Here is a 20,120-nt window from a genome sequence, read left to right on the forward strand (position 1 = left end):
CCGCCCACCGCACATGATTCGCCAACCCCCGGTGCGTCACCTGCACACCCTTCGGCCGACCCGTCGACCCCGACGTGAAAATCACGTACGCCAACTCGTCGAGATCCGTGGCGCGGGCCGGCAGGGGCGCGTCGCTCGCCCCGATCTCCTCGACGCGCACCACCTCCACGCCGACCGGGGCGAACCGGTCGGCGTACCGGTGCGAGGTGACCGCGACCCGGGCGCCCGCGTCGGCGAGCATGGCGGCGATGCGGCCCGGCGGGTACGACGGATCCACCGGCACGAACGCCGCACCCGCCTTCCACACCCCCAACATCGACGCCACCAGCTCCACACCCCGGTCCAGCAGCACACCCACCACCGCACCGGCACCCACACCCCGCGCGGCCAACCAGCGGGCGACGTTCCCCGCCCGCGCGTCCAGGCCCGCGAAGTCGACCGAGCGGCCGCCCGGGACCGACACGGCCTCCGCCGACGGCGTCTCCGCCGCCCGCGCCTCGAACTCCCCCAACACCGAACGCGACACCGGCGCCACCGCCGACACCCCGTCGGCCAACACCACCGCCACCTCACCCGCCGGCAGACACACCACCGACGCGTCACCGTCCACGTCGGCGACCATCGCCTCCAACACCGCCCGGTACATGCCACCGAGGCGGGCGACCTGCGCGACGCCGAGGTGGCGCAGGTTGGCCTCCAGCGTGATGAAGCCGAGCCGGCTGATCACGCCCAGCGGGAACTCGTTCGGGCTGTCGTCGATCGAGTCGGCGTAGTCGATCTCGTCGGTGTCGATCTGGTGGAAGTCGTGGAAGCTGAACCGGACGTCCAGCATCCGGCTGCCGTCGCCGACCTCCCGCTGGAGCACCGGCAGCGGGTAGCGGCGGTGCGGCCACAGCTCCAGTTCCCCGGCGAACGTCCGCCCGATCAGCTCCCGCCAGGTCCGCGCGCCCGCCTCGTGCACGAACGGCACCGTGTTCAGGTGCATCCCGTAGACCCGGTCGGCGCCGGCCACCTCGGGCCGGATGTTGCACACCAGCCCGGTGAAGAAGGACTCCGAGCCCGTCAGCTGGCTCATCACCTTCAGGTGCGCGGCCAGCATCACCGACTTGAACGGCACGCCGGTCTCCCGGGCCAGCGCCCGCAGGCCCGGCTCCAGGTCGTGCAGGGGCACCCAGTGGTCGTACTGGGCGCCGGCCTCGGCGGTCGGGTCGCCCCAGCCCTCCGGCAGCACGAACCGGTCCCGGCCGGCGACCCGGTCGTGCCAGAAGGCGCGGTCGGGCCCGTCGCCGGTGGAGCGCAGCTCGGCGGCGACCGCGTCGGCGAAGCGCACCGGCGGGGCCGGGCGGGGCTCGACCGGCAGCCCGTCGCGGATCCGGTGGTACGCGCCGACCAGCTCCATCATCAGGGAGTGGTAGCTCCAGCCGTCCATGATGGGGTGGCACTCGGTGAGGGTGAGCCACCAGCTGCCGTCCGCGCAGACCCGCGCGTGCAGGCGGAACAGCGCCGGCTGGCCGAGGTCGAACATGTCGGCCCGCTCGGCGGCGATGAAGTCGCGCAGCTCCCGCTCCAGGCCGGCCCGGTCGTCGGCGCGCGCCCGGTCCATGCCGACGGGCATCTCGGCGGTGGCGTGCACGAGCTGCATGGGCACCGAGTAGCCGGTCAGGTCGAACGAGGTGCGCAGCACCTCGTGCCGCCGCACCAGCAGCGCGGCGGCCTCCCGGAACGCGTCGAGGGAGAACTCACCCCGGTCGGGGATGCGGTACGTGGTGGCGTTGAGGTAGTGGTTGTGCTCGTCGGCGAGCATCTCCGCGAGCATGCCGAGCTGCACCTGGGTGCACGGGTACGCGTCGACGACGCCGTCCGGCAGCGCGGCCCGGTCGGCCTCGGAGATCAGCGCGAACGGCTCGACGGCCGGCTCCGGGGCGGCGGGCGCGGGCCGGCCGGTGAGGAACTCCGCCAGCTCGGCGATGCTGCGGCGCTCGAAGAGGTCCCGCACCTGCACGTCGAGGCCGGCGGCCCGGATGGCAGCGGCGAGCGCCACGGCGCGGATCGAGTCGCCGCCGACGTCGAAGAATCCGTCCTCGACGCCGACCCGCTCCAGGCCGAGCAGCTCCGCCCAGATCGCCGCGAGCCGCTCCTCCACCTCGGTACGCGGCGCGAGGTAGGGCCGGTCGGTGGCGGTCACCGTACGGTCGGGCGCGGGCAGCGCCCGCTTGTCGAGCTTGCCGTTGACGGTCAGCGGCAGCCGGGCCAGCGGCACGAACGCCGACGGGATCATGTACTCGGGCAGGGTGCGGGCCAGCGCCGCGCGCACCTGTCCCGGCCGGGGCAGCTCCGCCTGCTCGTCGACGACCGAGTACGCCACCAGCCGCCGATCGCCGGGGGTGTCCTCACGGACGACGACCACCGCCTCCCGCACCCCGGGCAGGGCCGAGATGGCGGCCTCGATCTCGCCCAGCTCGACCCGGTAGCCCCGGATCTTGACCTGGTCGTCGATCCGGCCGACGAACTCCAGGCTGCCGTCGGCGCGCCGGCGGGCCAGGTCGCCGCTGCGGTAGAGCCGGGCGCCGGGCGGGCCGAACGGGTCGGGCACGAACCGCTGGGCGGTCAGCCCGGGCCGGTTCAGGTAGCCCCGGGCCACGCCGGGCCCGCCGACGTGGATCTCGCCGGTGACGCCGACCGGCACCGGATTGCCGTACGGGTCGAGCAGGTGGATGCTCAGGTCGGCCAGCGGGACGCCGATCGGGTTGCCGGTGCCGGCCAGGTCGTCCGGGCCCACCTCGTAGTAGGTGGCGTGCACGGTGATCTCGGTGATCCCGTAGAGGTTCAGCAGCCGGGGCGCGGCCAGCCCGCGCCGGGCCACCCAGGGGCCGAGGTCGCCGTACTCCAGCTTCTCCCCGGCGAAGACGACCGCGCGCAGCGCGAGCCGGTCGATGCGGGGGTCGCCGTCGCGGGCCAGCCCCACCAGGCCGCGGAACGCCGTCGGGGTCTGGTTGAGCACCGTGACCTGCTCCTCGACCAGCAGGTCGAGCAGGTCCCCAGGGGAACGGGTGACCTCGCGGGGCACCACCACCAGCCGCCCGCCGTGCAGCAGCGCGCCCCACAGCTCCCACACCGACACGTCGAAGGCGTAGGAGTGGAACAGCGGCCACACGTCGGCGGGACCGAAGTCCAGCTCGTCCTGCGCCACGGTCGTCAGGCGCAGCACGTTGGCGTGGGTCAGGAAGACGCCCTTGGGGCGGCCGGTCGACCCGGAGGTGTAGATGACGTAGATCAGGTTCCCGGGGTCGACGGCGACGCCCGGGTCGGTGCCGGGACGCCCGGCGATCTCCGCGGCGTGGTCGGGGGCGTCCAGCACCACCACGGCGCCGTCGAAGTCGGCGAACCGCGCCCGGTGGGCCTCGGTGGTCACCACGATCCGCGCGCCCGCGTCGGCCAGCATGAAGTCGAGCCGGTCGGCGGGGACGCCGGGCTCCACCGGCAGGTACGCCGACCCGGACTTCAGCACACCCAGCAGGGTGGAGACCAGCTCCGCGCGACGGTCCAGGCAGACCGCGACCAGCCGCTCCGGGCCGGCGCCGAGGGCCCGCAGGTGGTGCGCCAGCCGGTTCGCGGTGGCGTCCAGTTCGGCGTACGTCCAGCGCCGCGCGCCGTCCACGACGGCGGTGGCGTCACGGTGGGCGGCGGCGGTGGCGGCGAAGACGCCGTGCACCGTGCCGGTCACCGCGGCGGCGGGCCGGGCCGGGGCGGGGGTCGCCGCCGCCAGCTCGGCGTCGTCGAGGATGCGCAGCTCGGAGACCCGGGCGTCCGGGTCGGCCCCGACGTGCTCCAGCAGCCGGCCGAGGTGGTCGGCCATCCGCCGCACCGTGGCCCGGTCGAACAGCGCGGTGGCGTACTCCAGGTGCCCGCGCAGCCGGCCGTCGGCGCCCTCGACGACGTGCAGTTGCAGGTCGACCTTGGCGACCCGGGTGGGCAGCCAGAGCGTCTCGGCGGCGAGGCCGGCCGGCCAGGCGCCGCGCGGAGCGTCGTCGCCGAGCGTGAAGGCGACCTGGTAGAGCGGGGTTCGGGACAGGTCCCGCTCCGGTTCGCACTCGTCGACCAGCAGCGCGAACGGCACGTCGGCGTGCGCGAAGGCGTCCCGCACGGTGGCGCGGGTGCCGCGCAGCAGGTCGGCGAAGGTGGGGTCGCCCGTCCAGCTGCCCCGCAGGACCAGGTTGTCGATGCCGTACCCGACGAGGTCGCGCAGCTCGGCGCGGTCGCGCACGGACGTCACGCTGCCCACCGGGATGTCGGTCCGGCCGGTGTAGCGCGACAGCAGCGCCTGGAAGGCGGTCAGCAGGGTGACGAAGAGGGTGGTCTCCGCGCCACGGGCAACCTCCCGCAGCGCGGCGGAGAGGTCGGCGGAGAGCGCGAACGGGACCGACGCGCCCCGCCAGTCGCGTACGCGGGGCCGGGGCCGGTCGGCGGGCAGCTCCAGCGGGGTGATGCCAGCGAGCCGGTCCCGCCAGTGCTCCAGGTGCCGCTGGAGCGGCTCGCCGCGCAGCCGGTCGCGCTGCCACGCCGCGAAGTCGGCGAACTGCACGGCCGGCGGCGTGAGCGGCGACCGCTCGCCCCGGACGAACGCGCCGTACAGCTGGGCCAGGTCGCCGAGGAGCACCGCCGTGGAGGGCGCGTCGCAGGCGATGTGGTGGATCACCAGCACCAGCAGGTGCTCGGCGGGGCCGAGCCGCAGCAGCGTCGCCCGCACCGGCCACTCGGTCGCCAGGTCGAAGCCGGTGGCGGCCAGCCCGGTCGCCAGCTCGGCGGCCCGGTCCTCCCGCTCGGCCTCGGGCACGGCGGCCAGGTCGACCAGCGGCAGGTCCTGCGGGCGGGGCTCGTCGACGACCTGCACCGGCGTCAGGTCGGCCATCGCGTACCGGGTGCGCAGGATCTCGTGCCGGGCGATCAGGGCGTCCCACGCCCGGGCCAGCGCGGCCCGGTCCAGCGGGCCGCGCAGCCGCAGCGCCGAGGAGACCAGGTACTCCGGGCTGGTGGTGTCCATCCGGTTGAGGAACCACATCTGCTGCTGGCCGAAGGAGAGCGGCAGGTCGCCCGAGCGGTCGACGGTCGGGATCGCGGCGCGCCGGCCGGCGGCCCTGCCCGCCAACCGGCGTTGGACGAGCGCCTCGCGCAGGTTCGGCTGGTTCGCGGTCGAGGTCATGCCTGGTGCTCCTTGGTCTGCCGCAGGTCTTCGGTCAGGTCGGCGTCGGAAAGCGCGTCCACCTCGGCCCGGATGAGGTCCTCCACCGCGCCCGCCATCGCCTCGACGGTGGGGTGCTCGAAGACGAGCCGGAGCGACACGTCGAGGTCGAACTCCTCCTGCAGGCCGGCGACCAGCCGGCCCGCCAGCACGGAGTGCCCGCCCATGGCGAAGAAGTTGTGCCGCACGCCGACGGGCACGCCCAGCAGGTCGCTCCAGATCGCGCAGAGGCGCTCCTCGACGACCGTGCGCGGCGCGACGAGGGCGTCCTCGGCGCCGGCGGCGCCGGTCGACACGGCCCGGGAGAGCAGGCCGAGCAGGGCCGCGCGGTCCACCTTGCCGTTGGCGTTGAGGGGTATCTCGGCCACCGGCACGAGCAGGCTCGGCGTCATGTAGTCGGGCAGCAGCCGGGCGCAGTGCGCGGCCAGGTCGGGTGCCTCGCCCCGGTGGAAGGCGACCAGCCGGTCCTCGTGGACGATGACCACGCACTGGGCCACCCCGGGGTGTTCCTCGACGACCGCGCGGATCTCGCCGAGTTCGATCCGGTAGCCCCGCACCTTGACCTGGTCGTCGACGCGGCCGACGAAGTCCATCACCCCGTCCGGGCGCATCCGGATTAGGTCCCCGCTGCGGTACAGCCGGCTGCCCGGCGGCCCGTACGGGTCGGGCACGAACTTCTCCGCGGTGAGGTCCGGCCGGCCGGCATAGCCGGTGGCCAGGCACTCCCCGCCGATGTGCAGCTCACCGACCACCCCGACCGGCAGCAGCCGCAGCGCGTCGTCGAGCACCCGGACGGTGGTGTTCGCCATCGCCCGGCCGATCGGCACGATGTCGGTCGTCTGCGGCGTCCGTACCGGGTGGGCCGTCATGACGACCGTGGTCTCGGTCGGCCCGTAGCTGTTGGTGAGGCCGCCCGGCCCGAGCCGGTCCAGCCACCGGTTGGCGATCTCCTTGCGCAGCGCCGCCCCGGCCGTCCAGATCAGACCGGAGAGCTGTCCCGCCTGCTCGTCGTCGAGCTGCTCGGTGAGCAGCTCCAGGTGCGGCGGGGTCATGATGAACCGGTCGAACGGGCCGGCCTTGGCGAGCAGGCCGCCCAGCTCGGCGACGTCGAGGGCGGCGGGCAGCAGGGTCACCGCCTGACCCGAGACCAGCGGGCTGAACAGGTTGGGGATGGACAGGTCGAAGGCGATGGTGGTGAACAGCGGCGCGCCGTCGCCCCGCCCCGCGCGCGTCCCCCGGTCGCCCCGGGCCTCGGTCTCGACGGCGCAGGCGAGGAAGTTGGACACCGCCCGGTGCGGCAGGAGCACGCCCTTGGGGCGGCCGGTCGAGCCGGAGGTGAACAGCACGTAGGCCGTCTCGAGCGGGTCGGTGTCCCGCTCCGGCCGGCTGGTGGGGCCGGCGCAGAGCATCAGCCGGTGGGTGTCCACGTGCAGCGTGGGCACGGTGAACCTGGGGGCGTACGCCGCCTGGGTGACGCCCAGCTCCACGCCGGCGGTGGCGAGCATGTGCCCGATCCGCTCGGCGGGGTACGACGGGTCGAGCGGCAGCACGGCCGCCCCCGCCTTCCAGGTGCCGAGGATCGCCGCGACCAGGTCGACGCCCCGGTCCAGCAGCACGGCCACCACCGCGCCCCGGGCGACGCCGGAGCGCCGCAGGTGGTGGGCGAACTGGTTGGCCCGGTCGTCCAGCGCCGCGTAGGTGGTGGTGAGGTCGCCGTGCCGCAGCGCCACCGCGTCCGGCGTCCGGCGTCGCTGGGCCTCGAAGAGGTCGCAGACGGTCGCGGCGGAGCGGGGCACGGTGGGCCCGTGCACCTCGTGCAGGAGCTGGTGGCGCTCGCCCGGCGAGAGCAGGTCGAGGTCGTCGAGCGGGGTCTGCGGCTCGGCCGCCGCCGCGGCGAGCAGCCGGACGAAGTGGTCGGCCATCCGCCGGACAGTCGGCTCGTCGAACAGGGCGGTGGCGTACTCCAGGCTGCCGGCCAGGGTGCCGTCCGGGCGGGGCCAGACGTGCATGGTGAGGTCGGTCTTGGCGACCCGGGCCGCCCGGCGCAGGGCGTCCAGCAGGGCTTCGTCGTCGGTCGACTGGCCGGTGATGCCGCCCTCCTGGGCGTTGAGCATCACCTGGTAGAGCGGGGTGCGGGAGAGGTCGCGGACGTCGACGAGGTCGTCGACCACCCGCTCGAAGGGCAGGTCCTGGTGGGCGAGGGCGTCCAGGGTCCGGGACCGGACCGCCCGCAGGGCCGCCTCGAACGACGCGGCCGGGTCCAGGGTGCAGCGCACCACCACGGGGTTGAGGAAGACCCCGGCGATCTGTTCCGCCTCGGGGGGCCGTCGACCGGAGGTGGGCGCGCCGACGGCGACGTCCCACTGCCCGCTGTAGCGGGCCAGTAGCGTGGCGAAGCCCGCCAGCATGGTCATGAACGGGGTCGCCGAGCAGCGCCGGCCCAGCGCGGTCAGCTCCTGCGCCAGCCCGGCCGGCACCTCGAACTCGACGTGTGCCCCGCGCGGGTCGCGCTCGGCCGGCCGGGGCCGGTCCAGCGGGAGGGCCAGCTCGGGCACCCCGGCCAGGTGCTCGCGCCAGAAGCCGAGCTCCCGCTCGACCCGGTCGTCGGTGAGGTACTGGCGCTGCCAGGCCGCGTAGTCGGCGTAGTGCACCGTCAGCTCCGGCAGGTCGGGCTCCCGGCCGGCGGCGCTCGCCGCGCAGAGTTCCCGCAGGTCACGCTCCAGGATGCCGGCGGTGGTCGCGTCCGAGGCGATGTGGTGCAGCGCCACCAGCAGCAGGTGGTCCGCCCCGGCCGAGGTGACCAGGGTGGCCCGCCACAGCGGCCCGGTGCGCAGGTCGAAGCCCTGGCCGAGCTGCGCGTCGACGAGGTCGACGAGCGGGGCCTCGGCCGCGTCGCGGACCGTGAGGTCGACGGGACCGGGCGGGTCGATCCGCTGCCGCGGCTCGCCGTCGCGGGTCAGGTAGCGGGTGCGCAGCGCCTCGTGCCGGGCCTCGAGGGCGGTCAGCGCCGCCCGTACGGTGTCGGGCGTCAGCGAGCCGGGCAGGCGCAGGTAGAGCGGCACCACCCACTCGGGGCTGCCCGGCTGGAGCTGGTCCAGCAGCCACAACCGCCGCTGCGCCGGGGAGAGCGGCAGCGCCGCGCTCCGGGGCACCGTGAGCACCGCCGGCGCCGCGGGGGCGCCGCCGCCCAACAGGGCGGCCTGCGCCTCGACCGTGCTCGCGGCGAGCAGTTCCCTCAGCTCGATGCGCACACCCGACTCGGCGGCGAGGCGGCTGGCGAGGCGGACGGTCACCAGCGACGACCCGCCGAGCTGGAAGAGGTCGTCGTGCACCCCGACCCGGTCGACGTCGAGCAGGTCCTGCCAGAGCCGGGCGACCAGGCGCTCGGCGTCGGTGCGCGGGGCCAGGTACGCCGTGCGGTCGGCGGTCTCGACCGGCGGCAGCGCCGCCCGGTCCACCTTGCCGCCGGTGGTGAGCGGGAACTCCGCCACCGGCACGAACACGGCCGGCACCAGGGCGTCGGGCAGCCGGTCGGTCAGGAAGGACCGCAGCTGCGCGGCGGTCAGGGGGCGTCGGCTGGCGACGTACGCGGCCAGCCGGGGGCTGCCGCCGGGCTCGGCGAAGCCGACGACGACCGCCCGCCGGACGTCCGGGTGGGCGGCCAGCGCGGCCTCCACCTCGCCCGGCTCGATCCGCACTCCGTTGATCTTGAGCTGGTCGTCGACGCGGCCGACGAACTCCAGGCTCCGGTCCGAGCGCCACCGGACCTGGTCGCCGGTGCGGTAGAGCCGCGCGCCGGGTGGCCCGTACTCGTCCGGCACGAACCGCTCGGCGGTCAGGTCGGGCCGGTTGAGGTAGCCGCGGCCGAGCCCGGCCCCGCCGACGTGGAGGTCGCCGACCACGCCGATCGGCACCGGCCGCCGGTTCGCGTCCAGCACCTGGAGCCGGAGGTTGTCCAGCGGCCGACCGATCGGCACGGGACCGGTGCGCTGGGCGAGGTCGACCTGCTGGGCGGTGACGTCGATGGCGCACTCGGTCGGCCCGTAGGTGTTCCACACCCGCACCCCCGGCACCGCCGCCAGCCGCTGGCACAGCTCGGCGTACAGCGGCTCGCCGGCGGAGAAGACCAGCCGCAGCGAGGTGCACCTCGGCCAGTCCGGCTCCTCCGTCACCAGGTGCAGCACCGAAGGGACGCCCTGGAGCACGGTCGCCCCGGACCGGATGACCGCCGCCACCAGGGCGGCCGGATCGCGTTCGGCGCCGTCCGGCGCGAGCGCCACCGTCGCCCCGCAGATCAGCGGGGCGAAGAACTCCCAGCCGGCCGCGTCGAAGCTCACCGCGGTCTTCTGCAACACCCGGTCCGCCGGCGACAGGCCGTGCTGCCGGACCGTCCAGGCCACCCGGTTGCCGATGGCCCCGTGGGTGACGACCACGCCCTTGGGCCGGCCGGTCGAGCCGGAGGTGTAGATGACGTACGCGGCGTTGTCGGGATCGATCCGGACCGGCGGCGCGGTGTCCGGCCCGGCCTCGATCCGGGACCGGTCGGCGTCCAGGCAGACCACGTGCGACGGCCCGGCCAGGCCGTCGTCACGCAGGTCGGCCTGGGTGAGCACCACGTCCACCCCGGTGTCGGCGACGATCCACCGTCGCCGGTCCACCGGGTGCGCCGGGTCCAGCGGCAGGTACGCGCCGCCGGCCCGCCACACCCCGAGCAGGGCGACCACGAGGTCGACCCCCCGGCGCAGGTGCACGCCGACCGTCGACTCCGGACCGACGCCCAGCCCCACCAGGTGCCGGGCGAGCTGGTTGGCGCGACGGTCGAGCTCGGCGTAGCCGACCCGTACGTCGCCGGCGAGCACCGCGGTCGCGTCGGGCGTCGCCGCGGCCTGACGGGCGATCAGGTCCGGCAGGACGACGGGACCGGCCATGCCCGCTCCGGCGGCCGGCAGGGTGGACAGAGGGGTGCTCATCGGGGTGCTCCTCCGGGGTGGGGGTCGATCGCGGACGGCCGGGGTCACGCCTGCCGGGGGCCCGTCAGACGGACGCGCCGTCCATCCGCAGGCGCAGGCTCTTCGGCCGCATGTCGGTCCAGATCTCGTTGATCCGGCTGAGGCACTCGTCCCGGGTGCCCTCGGTGCCCTCGGCCCGCCAGCCGGCCGGCAGCGCCCGGTCGCTCCACCAGATCGAGTACTGCTCCTCGTCGTTGAGCACCACCAGGTAGCTGCGGTCGTCGTCGCTCATGTTCTCTCCCTCGTGGGTTCCGCGGTCGCCACGGCGGCGGCCGGTACGGGTGTGAAGTCGTCGATCCGCACGCCGAGGCCCCGCCGGGCCGCCGAGCGGCGGACGTGTTCGGCCAGCGCGATGTCCAGCACGCCCAGGCCGAACGGGGAGACCACCACCGGCCCGGGGACGTCGGCGGGGGGCAGCGCCGCACCGCCGGCCAGCCGGCCGATGGTGGTGTGGATGAAGTCCCGGCCGCCGGTGAGCTGCTCGGCGAGGTGCAGCGAGGTGCGCTCGCGGCACACGTGGTCGGGGTCGTCGACCACGTTGCGGGCCGCCAGCACCGCCCGGGGGTGCAGGTCGCGCAGCGACAGGTGCAGCACCACGCTCCCGGGCCGGCAGGCGGTGAGCTCCAGGTGCGGTTCGCTGGCGGTGGTCGCGATCGAGACCAGCCGGTGGGCGGCCAGCGCCTCCTCGGCGCTCGCCACCACGCTGATCGTCGTGCCCGGCAGCAGGGCCGCCGCCCTGGCGGCGAACGCCTCGGCCCGGCCCGGGTCGGAGTCGTGCAGCACGAGCGAGCCCGGCGGCGCCAGTGCCACGGCCAGGAAGCGCAGCACCTGCTGGTTGATCAGCCCGCAGCCGATCAGCGCCAGGCCGTCCGGGTGGCGGTCGGCGGTCAGCAACTGCGCGGCGAGGGCCGCGCTGGCCGCGGTCCGCCGGGCGGAGATGACCGAGCCCTCGATCAGCGCCTCGGGCTGGCCGGTCTCCAGCGAGTTGAGCACGATGGCCGCGCTGGCCCGGTCCAGGCCCCGCTCGATGTTCGCCGGGAACGAGGAGATCCACTTCATGCCGGCGGCCGGCGGGTCGGCGCCCAGGTACGCGGGCAGCCCGATGATCCGGTTGCGGGCGTTCTCGGGGAAGCGCAGGAAGACCGAGTGCGGCACGCTCGTGCGGCCCTGCTCGTGCAGCAGGTACGCCTGCCGGACGAGGTCGATGACCCGTGCCTCGTCGCCGTCGAGCACGTCCCGGACCACGGCGTGGCCGATGATCAGCATTTGTCGCCCTTCCACAGGTGGCTGACCTCGCCGAACTGTTCGGTCACCCAGCGATCGGAGTAGATGGTGTCGAGGTAGCGGTCGCCGTTGTCCGGGAAGATCAGGACGCTGGTGCTCCCGGCCGGCAGGTCCGCCATCCGGCGCCGCAGCGCGGCCACCGTCGCCCCGGACGACCCGCCGGCGAGGATGGCCTCCCGGACGGCCAGCAACCGGCAGCCGACCACGCAGTCGAGGTCGGAGACGTGCAGCACCTCGTCCGGCCTGGCGTTGGCCGCCAGCGGGGGCACCACCGAGGCGCCGTGCCCGGGAATCAGCCGGGGCGCGGGCGGGTGACCGAAGATCGCGCTGCCGACGGCGTCGACCGCGACGATCCGGGTGGGGTGGCCGTTCTCGCGCAGGTAGTCGGCGCAGCCGACCAGGGTGCCGCAGGTGCCGGTGGAGCAGAACAGGTAGTCGACCCGGCCGTCCAGCTCGGTCATGATCTCGGCCATGGTCTGCCGCTGGGCCCGGGCGTTGAGCGGGTTGGTGTACTGGTCCGGGCGGTAGGCACCGGGCACGGTCTCCACCAGCTCGCGCACCCGGCGCCGCCGCACCGCGAGGTACTCGCCGGTCACCGGGTCGGGGTGCTCGATCATGTCGATCTCGGCCTGGTACGCGGCCAGCACCGCCAGGTTCTGCCGGGTGGTCTTCGGGTCCACCACGCAGATGAACCGGATCCCGAAGTACGCGCAGATCTGGGCCAGGCCGATGGCGAGGTTGCCGGAGCTGGACTCCACCACCACGGACCGTCCCGGCACCAGTTCACCGGACTCGATCTTGCCGCGCAGCATGTTCAGCGCCGCCCGGTCCTTGATGCTCCCACCCGGATTGAACTGTTCGAGTTTCGCGTACGCCCGGGCGGGAAACTCGGGAAACAACCGGTCCAGGCGCACCAGGGGCGTGTTGCCGACCGTGGAGAGAATTCCCTGATCCATTTCAACCCCCTCTCCGGGCTGACGGAAGGTCGCCCGCATCCGCCGTGCGGGCGCTGTGCGGCGACCCGTCGACGACGGGCGCCGGGTTGCCGAGGTGCTCAGCTCATGCCGAGTTCGAGCAGCATCCGCTGGTCGACGTCGCCCGCCAGGCAGGCGTCGGCCACCGTCGCGGCCGGGTCGGCGCAGGCGGCGCCGAGCAGGGCCAGGTACTGGTCGAAGAGCCGCTCGACGGTGGCGCGGTCGAGCAGGTCCGTGTCGTAGTTGAACTCGGTGCGCAGGGCCAGGTCGGGTAGCTGGTGCACCGTGACGGCGAGGTCGAACTGGCCCTCGTCGTAGGGCACCACCACCTGGCGGATCCGGTGCCCGACGAATCCGTTGTTGGTGTCGGACAGGGTGTCGCCGTGCTGCCGGGTGAGCAGCGTGATGGTGACCCGCACCAGCGGGTCCCGGTCCCGGCGGGCCGCCTGGACCAGGGGGAACGGGTAGGCGGCACGCGCCACCCCGTCCGACAGCTGGCGTCCCGCGGCGGCGATCGCCGTCGCGAAGGTGGTGCCCGGGGTGAACGACGAGCGCAGCACGACCGGGTTCACCAGCATCCCGACCACCTCCCGCAGCGCCCGCCCGCGCCGCACCGACACCGGGCAGCCGATGGTGAACTCGCGCTGCCCCGTGCATCGGTGCAGCAGCGCCTCGAAGACGCCGAGCAGGACGGTGAACGGGGTCACCGCCAGGGCGGCGGCCGTGGCGCGCACCTGCCGGGCGACCTCGTCCGGCAGCGTCCGGGCGACGGCCGCGCCCCGGTAGGACCGGGTGGCGGGGCGGGGCCGGTCGGTGGGCAGGGTGGCGGCGGTGGCGCCGGCGCAGGTGCGGGCCCAGTGCTCGGCCAGTTCGGCGCGACGGGGGCCGGCCAGCATGGCCTGCTCCCGGGCGACGAACTCGTCGTAGCTGGGGTGCGTGGGCCACCGCACCGTGCCCCCGCCCCGCAGCACCCGGTACGCGTCGCCGAGGTCCCGCCAGATCAGCCACTGGGAGAGCCCGTCGGTGGCGATGTGGTGGATGACCAGCACCAGCGCGCAGTCCGTGTGCCGCCGCAGCAGCACCACCCGCAGGGGACCGTCGTGTTCGAGCCGGAGCGGCTGCTCGCCGACGGCGTGGATCAGCGTACGCAGGGCCGCGTCGTCCACGTCGCCGACGTCGCGGACCTCGACCGCGCCCGAGCCGGCGGAGTCGACCAGCCGCACCGGCCCCGCGCCGGTCTCGGCGAACCGGGACCGGAGCAGGTCGTGCCGAGCCTGGACGGCGACGAGGGCGGCCCGCAGCACGTCGGTGTCGAGGACCGGCTCGGCGAGCACGGCCGTCACCACGTTGCTGGTCGAGCTCTCGGGCGCGAGTCGGTACAGCGCCCACTGCGCGGCCTGACCGACGGACAGCTCCCGGGTCTCCCCGTCGCCGGCGTTCACTTGGCGCCGAGCACGAAGTCGGTCAGGTCCCGGACGCGGACGAAGTTGCCGACCTCCTCGTCCGGCACCTCGATGTCGAAGTGGACCTCCGCGGCGCCGAGCAGGTCGACCAGCTTGAGCGAGTCGAGGCCCAGCTCCACGAAGGTGTCGTCGGCGGAGATCGGCCGGTCCGGCTCCTCGGTCATCAGCTTGCGGGTCAGCTGCTCGACGTCGGCGGCCACCTGGTCAACGGTCATGTCAGTGTCCTTTCGAGGGGGTGTTCAGGGCATCCGGACGATCTGGCCGGCGTACGCGAGGCCGGCGCCGAAGCCGAGCAGCAGCGCCTTGTCGCCGGGCTTGGTCCGGCCGCTCTCGTGCAGCCGGCTCAGGGCCAGCGGCACCGAGGCCGCCGAGGTGTTCCCCGTGTCGACCACGTCCCGGGCGACCTTCTCCTCCGGGATCTCCAGGATCTCGGCGAGCTGCTCGATGATCCGCAAGTTCGCCTGGTGCGGCACGAACCAGTCGATCTCCGACAGGTCGATCCCGGCGCGGGCGCAGGCCTCCCGCGCGACCGGGGGGATGTTCTTGGTGGACCACCGGTAGACCAGCGGCCCGTTCATCGAGGCGTACTCCTTGCCGTCCCCGGCCCACTTCGTGCCCAGGATCGGGGCCCGCCGGCCGTCGCTGCCCCACACCACGGGCCCGATGTCCTGGTTCTCGGAGCGGGAGATCACCGCAGCCCCCGCGCCGTCGCCGAAGATGACGTAGGTCGCCGGGTCCTCGGGATCGATGAACTCGGTGAGGTGTTCGGCGCCGACGACCAGCACGTTGCGCGCCTCGCCGAGCCGGACCGCGTTGGACGCGACCGACACCGAGTAGGCGAAGCCCGCGCAGGCGGCGTTCAGGTCGAACGCGCCGGTGGCCGGGATGCCGATGCGGTGCGCGACCTCCGGCGCCCCGCCCGGGATCCGGTCCCGCTTGGTGGCGGTCGCCAGGATGAGCAGGTCGACCTCGGAGGGGTCGACGTTCGCCATCGCCAGCGCCTTCGCGCCGGCCTCGGCCGACATCACCGGCACGGTCTCCCCCGGGCCGGCGGCGTGTCGGGTCCTGATCCCGGTGCGTTCCTCGATCCACTCCGGGGTCACGTCCGTCCGCAGTGCGATGTCCGGGTTGGTGACCACGCGGGTGGGCCGATAGGCGCCGAGCCCGGTGATCGCCGAACCGAAGATGTCCGACATCGTTCTCCCTTCGTCAACCCGGCCGGCAGCCGTGTCGACGACTGCCGGGAGAAAGGCTCGGGCAGGCGCCTCATAGCTTCTCTACATATCGACGCGGCATAGGAATGCCATAGCCGGCGGCGGAAGTCTGCGTCGGGCGCGGACCGCCGGGGCCCGAAGGCCGAGCGAGAAGGTCCAGGATGAGAGACTTCACTGACAGGGTGGCGGTGGTCACCGGCGCCGGCTCGGGCATCGGCCGCGCGCTCGCCGTCGAGCTGGCCGCCCGGGGCGCCCGGCTCGCCGTCTCCGACGTGGACGACGAGGGGCTGCGGGAGACCGTACGGTGCTGCGCGGGCCTCGACGGCCAGGTACGCGGGTACCGGTTGGACGTCACGGACCGGGCCGCGGTGCTGGCGCACGCCGAGCGGGTCGACGCCGACTTCGGCCGCGCCGACCTGGTCGTCAACAACGCCGGGGTGACCCTGCTCGCCTCGGTCGCCGACGGGGCCTGGGAAGACCTCGAATGGGTGATGAACGTCGACTTCTGGGGTGTCGTGCACGGCACCCGGGCGTTCCTGCCGATGCTGACGGCGTCGCACGGCCACCTGGTCAACGTCTCCAGCGTGCTGGGGCTGGCCGGCGCGCCGATGCAGAGCGGGTACAACGCCGCCAAGTTCGCCGTCCGGGGCTTCACGGAGGCGGTGGCGCAGGAGCTGCGGGCCGACGGGGTGCCGGTCGGGGTGAGCTGCGTGCATCCCGGCCGGATCAGGACGAACATCATGCGCAACGCCCGCAACGACGGGTTGCGCGACTACCAGGCGGTCCGGGAGCACTTCGAGCGTTCGGTGGCCGTCACGGCAGAGTACGCCGCCCGGGCGATCCTGCGCGGCGTGGCCCGTAACCGGGCCAGGATCCTGATCGGGGCGGACGCATACCGCACCGATCTCCTGACCCGGCTGCTCGGCCCCTGGTACCCGAGGGTCGTCGCCGGCGGCCGGCGGCCGGTCACATCGCGAGGCCGCCGTCCACGGTGATCACCTGGCCGGTCAGGTACGACGCGCGGGACGAGAGCAGGAACGAGACCACCTCGGCGATCTCCTCGCTGCGCCCGAGCCGGCCCAGGGCCACCCGGTCGCGGGCGATGGCGCCCAGCTCACCGGAGAGCGCGGCGATCATGTCGGTGTCGATGTAGCCCGGCGCGACCACGTTCGCCCGGATGTTGTACCGGCCGACCTCCTTGGCCAGCGCCTTCGTGAAGCCGATGACCCCGGCCTTGGAGGCGGAGTAGTTGGTCTGCATCGGGTTGCCGGCCACCCCGGACACCGAGGAGACCGTGACGATCGACCCGGCGCGGCGGCGCATCATCCGGCGGACCACGGCGCGGCAGAGGTGGTAGGTGCCGTCCAGGTTCACCTCCATGACCGCGCGCCAGTCGGCGTCGGCCATCAGGGCCAGCGGCTTGTCCCGGATGATGCCGGCGACGCTGACGACCGCGTCGGGGTCGCCCAGCTCCCGCTCGGTGGTCGACACGAAGTCCCGCACCGCCCCGGCGTCGGCGACGTCGACCATCATCGCCAGCACGCGCCCGCCGTCGCGGGCCGCCTCCGCGACGACCTCGTCGGCGGCGTCCTTGCTGGACTGGTAGCACATGGCCACGTCGTAGCCGTCGCGGACGAGCTGGTGCACGACCGCCCGGCCGATGCCCCGCGAGCCGCCGGTGACCACGGCGACCGGCCGCCCACCGGCGCTCACCGCGCCGCCCCGGAGGTGCTCGCCACCGGCTTCGCGGGGGAGCCCGCGTCCGCCGCCGGAGCCGGGGCCGCCGACCGGTGTTCCCGGATCGCCGCCTCCAGGGACGCCCGCAGCGAGTCCACCGATCGCATCGCCCCGACCAGCCGGCCGACACGCAGCACCACGGTGTCCCCCACCACGCTGTCGCCGGTGACGAAGGCGGTGTCGGCGACCAGCCGGTTCATGGTGACCCGGTGCCGCACCGTCTCCCCCGGCAGCACCGGCCGGCCGAAGCGGACGTGCTCGAAGAGCCCGGCGACCGGCACACCGTCGGTGAGCACGTCCGGCATCGGGCGGTCGTGGCGCATCAGCACCAGCGCCGCCTGCCCCCAGGACTCCAGGAGCAGCGACATCGGCAGCGGCCGGTCACCGGTGACGGTGAGCGAACCCACCAGCCGCCGCCGGGGCACCAGCTCGCTGACCCGGTCGACCAGCAGCATCGGCGGGCGGTGCGGGACGATCCGCCTGATCTCCTCGATCCCCATCATGGTCGTCACTCCTCGCTCCCGTAGCGCAGCAGCACCTCGGCGACCGGGACGGCCGCGACCGTGACCTCGCCCCGCCACAGTCCGCCGGTGCGGCGGATCGTCACGACGAGTTCGTCGTCGCCCCGCACCGGCAGCAGGAAGCGGCAGCTGACGATCTCGGTCAGCTGAAGCTCGGGGGCCACGCCGCGGACCGCCCGGTGCACGTACTCGAAGATGTGCACCCCGGGCAGCAGCGGGAACCCCGGGTAGTGACCGGCGAAGACCCGATCGTCGAGGTCGGGGCGGATCCGGGCCACGAACGTGTCGGGGGCGACGCGCTCCACGTCGACCGGGACGACCGTCGCGCAGTCGCTCGTTGTCACGGTGTTCACCCGGTGACCGTGCGACCGCCGGCTATATCTTCTCTACACCGCCGCCGGCTCAGTTCCCCACCGCGCTCAGCGCCCCGGCACCGGCCACCAGCACCCGGTCGGCCTGGTCGGCCTTCTCCCGGGCGAAGACGCGGACGAGGTCGTGGAAGCGGAACCGCTGCCGCCGGCCGCCGTCGGACTCGACGATCTCCAGCAGCCGGGCGTCGACCAGCTTCTCCCCCACCTCCTCGCCGGCGTGCCGGGACACGCCCAGCACCTCCGCGGTGCACCAGCTCGGAAATGCCGGCGCGCGCAGCAGCGCCAGCCGGCGCAGGGCGAGCTGGCCCGAGTCGGCCAGCTGGTGGTAGCTGCTGTCCAATCGTTCCCGGACGTCCATCGAGCCCAGCCGGAGCTCGTCCAGCCGGTACCGCTCGTCGGCGAGCCGGTCCGCCAGGTACCCGAGCGACCAGTGCGGGCGCGCCAGCAGCCGGGATCCGGCGACCCGGACGCCGAGCGAGAGTCGACCGCACAGCTCGACGACCCGGCTCGCCGCCTCGGCCTCCTCGGCGACCCGCCGCGCCCCGATGATCCGGCCGAGCAGCGCGAGCGCCTGCTGCCGGTCGAGGGTGCCGACCTCGATCGACGTGGCGCCGGCCAGCTCGGGCATGCGCAGCCGGCTGGTGACGATGACCTGACAACCGGGGTCGCCGGGCAGCAGCGGGCTCACCTGCGCGTAGTCCGCGGTGCCGTCGAGCATGACCAGCAGCCGCCGCCCGGCGAGCTGGCTGCGGTAGAGCCGGACCCGCTCGTCGAGCCCCTTCGGGATCGCCGACTCGGCGTGGCCGAGGCTGCGCAGGAACCAGCCGAGCACGTCGTACGGCTCGACGGCGTTGCCCCGCGCGCGGCCGAGGTCGGCGTAGAGCTGACCGTCGGGGAAGGCGGTCCGGGTGAGGTGGGCCGCGTGCAGGGCGAGCGTGCTCTTGCCGACGCCGGCCATCCCGGTGACCACGGCGACCGGCGGGCGGGCCTTCGGCTCGGCGGTCAGCACCCGGAGCAGCCCGCTCAGCTCCTCCTCCCGCCCGGCGAAGTCACCGACGCCGGGCGGGAGCATCGCGGGCCGCACGCCGTGCCAGCTCGGTTCCGCGACGACCGCCGGGGCCGGGGGGCCGTCGAGGATCGACCGGTACGCCTCGGTGAGCAGCGGGCCCGGGTCGACGCCCAGCTCGTCGGCGAGCACCCGGCGGCCCTCGTGGTAGGCGGCCAGCGCGTCGGCCTGCCGGTCGCTGTGCAGCAGGGCGGTCATCAGCTGGCCCCGCAGCCCCTCGTGCAGCGGGTGTTCGGCGACGAGCTGGGTTATCTCGGGGACCAGCCGGACGTGGCGCCCCAACCGCAGGTCGGCGTCGATCCGGCTCTCCAGGACCGCCATCCGCAGTTCCGCCATCCGGTGCGCCTCGGCCGCCGCGAGGTGCTCGGTCACGTTGGACAGCGCGGGGCCGCGCCACAGCGACAGGGCGGCGTGCAGCTGCTCGGCGGCCTCGGCGGGTCGCCCCTCGCGCAGCGCCTCCCGCCCGGCCTCGGCCAGGCGCTCGAACTCGTCGAGGTCGAGCCGGGCGGCGCCGATCCGGATCTGGTACCCCGACCACTGCCGGACGATGTCCACCTCGGCGCCGAGGTACTTGCGCAGCCGCGAGACGTAGTTGTAGAGCTGGGCGGCGAAGGTGGCCGGCGGGCGCTCCCCCCAGAGCAGCTCGCACAGCCGGGTGTCCGGCACCGTACGCCCCTCCGCGAGCAGCAACGCCGCGAGCACGGTGCGCTGCTTCGCACCGTCCAGCGCCACCTCCGCGTCACCCCTCCAGGCCCCCACCGGCCCCAGTACCCGAAACTCCATCCCTGGCTCCGTTCATCGCGCCGCCCCGGGTAGAACAGTCGCCCGAAGACTCATCGGCACCGGCACCGTCCACATGCGTGGGCGGCACTCAATTTCCTGCGGACGTCACGCTGGCCGTTCAATTGATCAACGATCGTCACTAGGATGGGGCGGGTCGCGTGCCCGGCGAGAGGCGCGCGCCGGTAGGGCCGCTCCCGCCGACCCCGGGCCCCGACGGGCCCGCCTGCACCGGCGCCGCCAGCGCCGGGGCACGAATGTGAGTAGTTTCCACTCATGAACTCCGCGCCCCGCTCTGGCACCGTGCAACGGTGACCTCGACTCCCCTGGCCGGCGCCACCGAACACGCCTGCTCCGGCGTACGGCTGGCTGCTCGACGCGGGCGGGGACGTCATCGGCGAGCTGCCCGACGACCGGGGCTGGCCGCTGGCCGACCTCTACGACCCGGTGCCCGGCACGCCC

Annotated in this window: 13 protein-coding genes; 1 reads left to right on the top strand and 12 read right to left on the bottom strand. The window is 74.3% G+C overall.

From position 1 onward, the window contains the following. From AB0G13_RS27920 to AB0G13_RS27955, 8 genes are all read right to left on the bottom strand, one after another. Positions 1-5,200, bottom strand: a 5,200-nt coding sequence (locus AB0G13_RS27920; protein WP_357880330.1) for an amino acid adenylation domain-containing protein, incomplete at its 3' end; no start/stop codon positions are given. Next, the gene (locus AB0G13_RS27925; protein WP_357880333.1) at positions 5,197-10,209 is read right to left on the bottom strand and encodes an amino acid adenylation domain-containing protein; all 5,013 of its coding nucleotides are present in this window, start codon (positions 10,207-10,209) and stop codon (positions 5,197-5,199) included. The genes AB0G13_RS27925 and AB0G13_RS27920, both read right to left, overlap by 4 nt. Before the next feature lie 64 nt (positions 10,210-10,273). After that, entirely contained in the window at positions 10,274-10,480 is a 207-nt protein-coding gene (locus AB0G13_RS27930; protein ID WP_357566656.1) for an MbtH family NRPS accessory protein, read from the bottom strand. Further along, positions 10,477-11,514 carry a 2,3-diaminopropionate biosynthesis protein SbnB gene (sbnB, locus tag AB0G13_RS27935; protein WP_357880337.1) on the bottom strand — a complete coding sequence of 346 codons (1,038 nt, stop codon included), beginning with the start codon at positions 11,512-11,514 and terminating at the stop codon, positions 10,477-10,479. Before sbnB ends, AB0G13_RS27930 begins: the two co-directional genes overlap by 4 nt. Continuing rightward, positions 11,508-12,488, bottom strand: coding sequence for a 2,3-diaminopropionate biosynthesis protein SbnA (gene sbnA, locus AB0G13_RS27940; protein WP_357880340.1), 981 nt, complete (start codon positions 12,486-12,488; stop codon positions 11,508-11,510). Before sbnA ends, sbnB begins: the two co-directional genes overlap by 7 nt. A gap of 98 nt (positions 12,489-12,586) precedes the next feature. Next, entirely contained in the window at positions 12,587-13,948 is a 1,362-nt protein-coding gene (locus AB0G13_RS27945) for a condensation domain-containing protein (RefSeq protein WP_357880343.1), read from the bottom strand. Beyond that, entirely contained in the window at positions 13,945-14,184 is a 240-nt protein-coding gene (locus AB0G13_RS27950; protein ID WP_357880346.1) for a phosphopantetheine-binding protein, read from the bottom strand. The genes AB0G13_RS27945 and AB0G13_RS27950 overlap by 4 nt, the downstream gene beginning before the upstream one ends. 24 nt (positions 14,185-14,208) lie before the next feature. After that, entirely contained in the window at positions 14,209-15,165 is a 957-nt protein-coding gene (locus AB0G13_RS27955; protein WP_357880349.1) for a beta-ketoacyl-ACP synthase III, read from the bottom strand. Positions 15,166-15,344: 179 nt separating this feature from the next. Here AB0G13_RS27955 and AB0G13_RS27960 point away from each other — a divergent pair, with 179 nt between their 5' ends. Continuing rightward, positions 15,345-16,178, top strand: coding sequence for an SDR family NAD(P)-dependent oxidoreductase (locus AB0G13_RS27960; RefSeq protein ID WP_357880353.1), 834 nt, complete (start codon positions 15,345-15,347; stop codon positions 16,176-16,178). Here AB0G13_RS27960 and AB0G13_RS27965 read toward each other — a convergent pair. The 4 genes from AB0G13_RS27965 to AB0G13_RS27980 are packed head-to-tail and all read right to left on the bottom strand — an operon-like array spanning position 16,150 to position 19,661. Then, positions 16,150-16,896 (bottom strand): SDR family NAD(P)-dependent oxidoreductase, encoded by a 747-nt coding sequence (locus AB0G13_RS27965; RefSeq protein WP_357880356.1) that lies wholly within the window; start codon positions 16,894-16,896, stop codon positions 16,150-16,152. The genes AB0G13_RS27960 and AB0G13_RS27965 overlap by 29 nt on opposite strands. Further along, complete coding sequence (locus AB0G13_RS27970; RefSeq protein ID WP_357880359.1) at positions 16,893-17,423, bottom strand: hypothetical protein; 531 nt, start codon at positions 17,421-17,423, stop codon at positions 16,893-16,895. Before AB0G13_RS27970 ends, AB0G13_RS27965 begins: the two co-directional genes overlap by 4 nt. A 5-nt stretch (positions 17,424-17,428) precedes the next feature. Next, the gene (locus AB0G13_RS27975; protein ID WP_357880362.1) at positions 17,429-17,794 is read right to left on the bottom strand and encodes a hypothetical protein; all 366 of its coding nucleotides are present in this window, start codon (positions 17,792-17,794) and stop codon (positions 17,429-17,431) included. Between the two features lie 49 nt (positions 17,795-17,843). Then, positions 17,844-19,661, bottom strand: a complete 1,818-nt coding sequence (locus AB0G13_RS27980; RefSeq protein WP_357880365.1) for a BTAD domain-containing putative transcriptional regulator — start codon at positions 19,659-19,661, stop codon at positions 17,844-17,846. Positions 19,662-20,120 lie beyond the last annotated feature (459 nt).

This window comes from Micromonospora sp. NPDC023633 (assembly GCF_040640035.1).
In the GTDB taxonomy this organism is placed as follows: Bacteria; Actinomycetota; Actinomycetes; order Mycobacteriales; family Micromonosporaceae; genus Micromonospora.

Excerpts from the sequence above, each read along its gene's own strand:
- AB0G13_RS27950 (WP_357880346.1), bottom strand. The coding sequence starts at position 14,184 with ATGACCGTTGACCAGGTGGCCGCCGACGTCGAGCAGCTGACCCGCAAG.
- AB0G13_RS27980 (WP_357880365.1), bottom strand. The coding sequence starts at position 19,661 with ATGGAGTTTCGGGTACTGGGGCCGGTGGGGGCCTGGAGGGGTGACGCG.
- AB0G13_RS27970 (WP_357880359.1), bottom strand. The coding sequence starts at position 17,423 with ATGATGGGGATCGAGGAGATCAGGCGGATCGTCCCGCACCGCCCGCCG.
- sbnA (WP_357880340.1), bottom strand. The coding sequence starts at position 12,488 with ATGGATCAGGGAATTCTCTCCACGGTCGGCAACACGCCCCTGGTGCGC.
- sbnB (WP_357880337.1), bottom strand. The coding sequence starts at position 11,514 with ATGCTGATCATCGGCCACGCCGTGGTCCGGGACGTGCTCGACGGCGAC.
- AB0G13_RS27955 (WP_357880349.1), bottom strand. The coding sequence starts at position 15,165 with ATGTCGGACATCTTCGGTTCGGCGATCACCGGGCTCGGCGCCTATCGG.
- AB0G13_RS27960 (WP_357880353.1), top strand. The coding sequence starts at position 15,345 with ATGAGAGACTTCACTGACAGGGTGGCGGTGGTCACCGGCGCCGGCTCG.
- AB0G13_RS27925 (WP_357880333.1), bottom strand. The coding sequence starts at position 10,209 with ATGAGCACCCCTCTGTCCACCCTGCCGGCCGCCGGAGCGGGCATGGCC.
- AB0G13_RS27930 (WP_357566656.1), bottom strand. The coding sequence starts at position 10,480 with ATGAGCGACGACGACCGCAGCTACCTGGTGGTGCTCAACGACGAGGAG.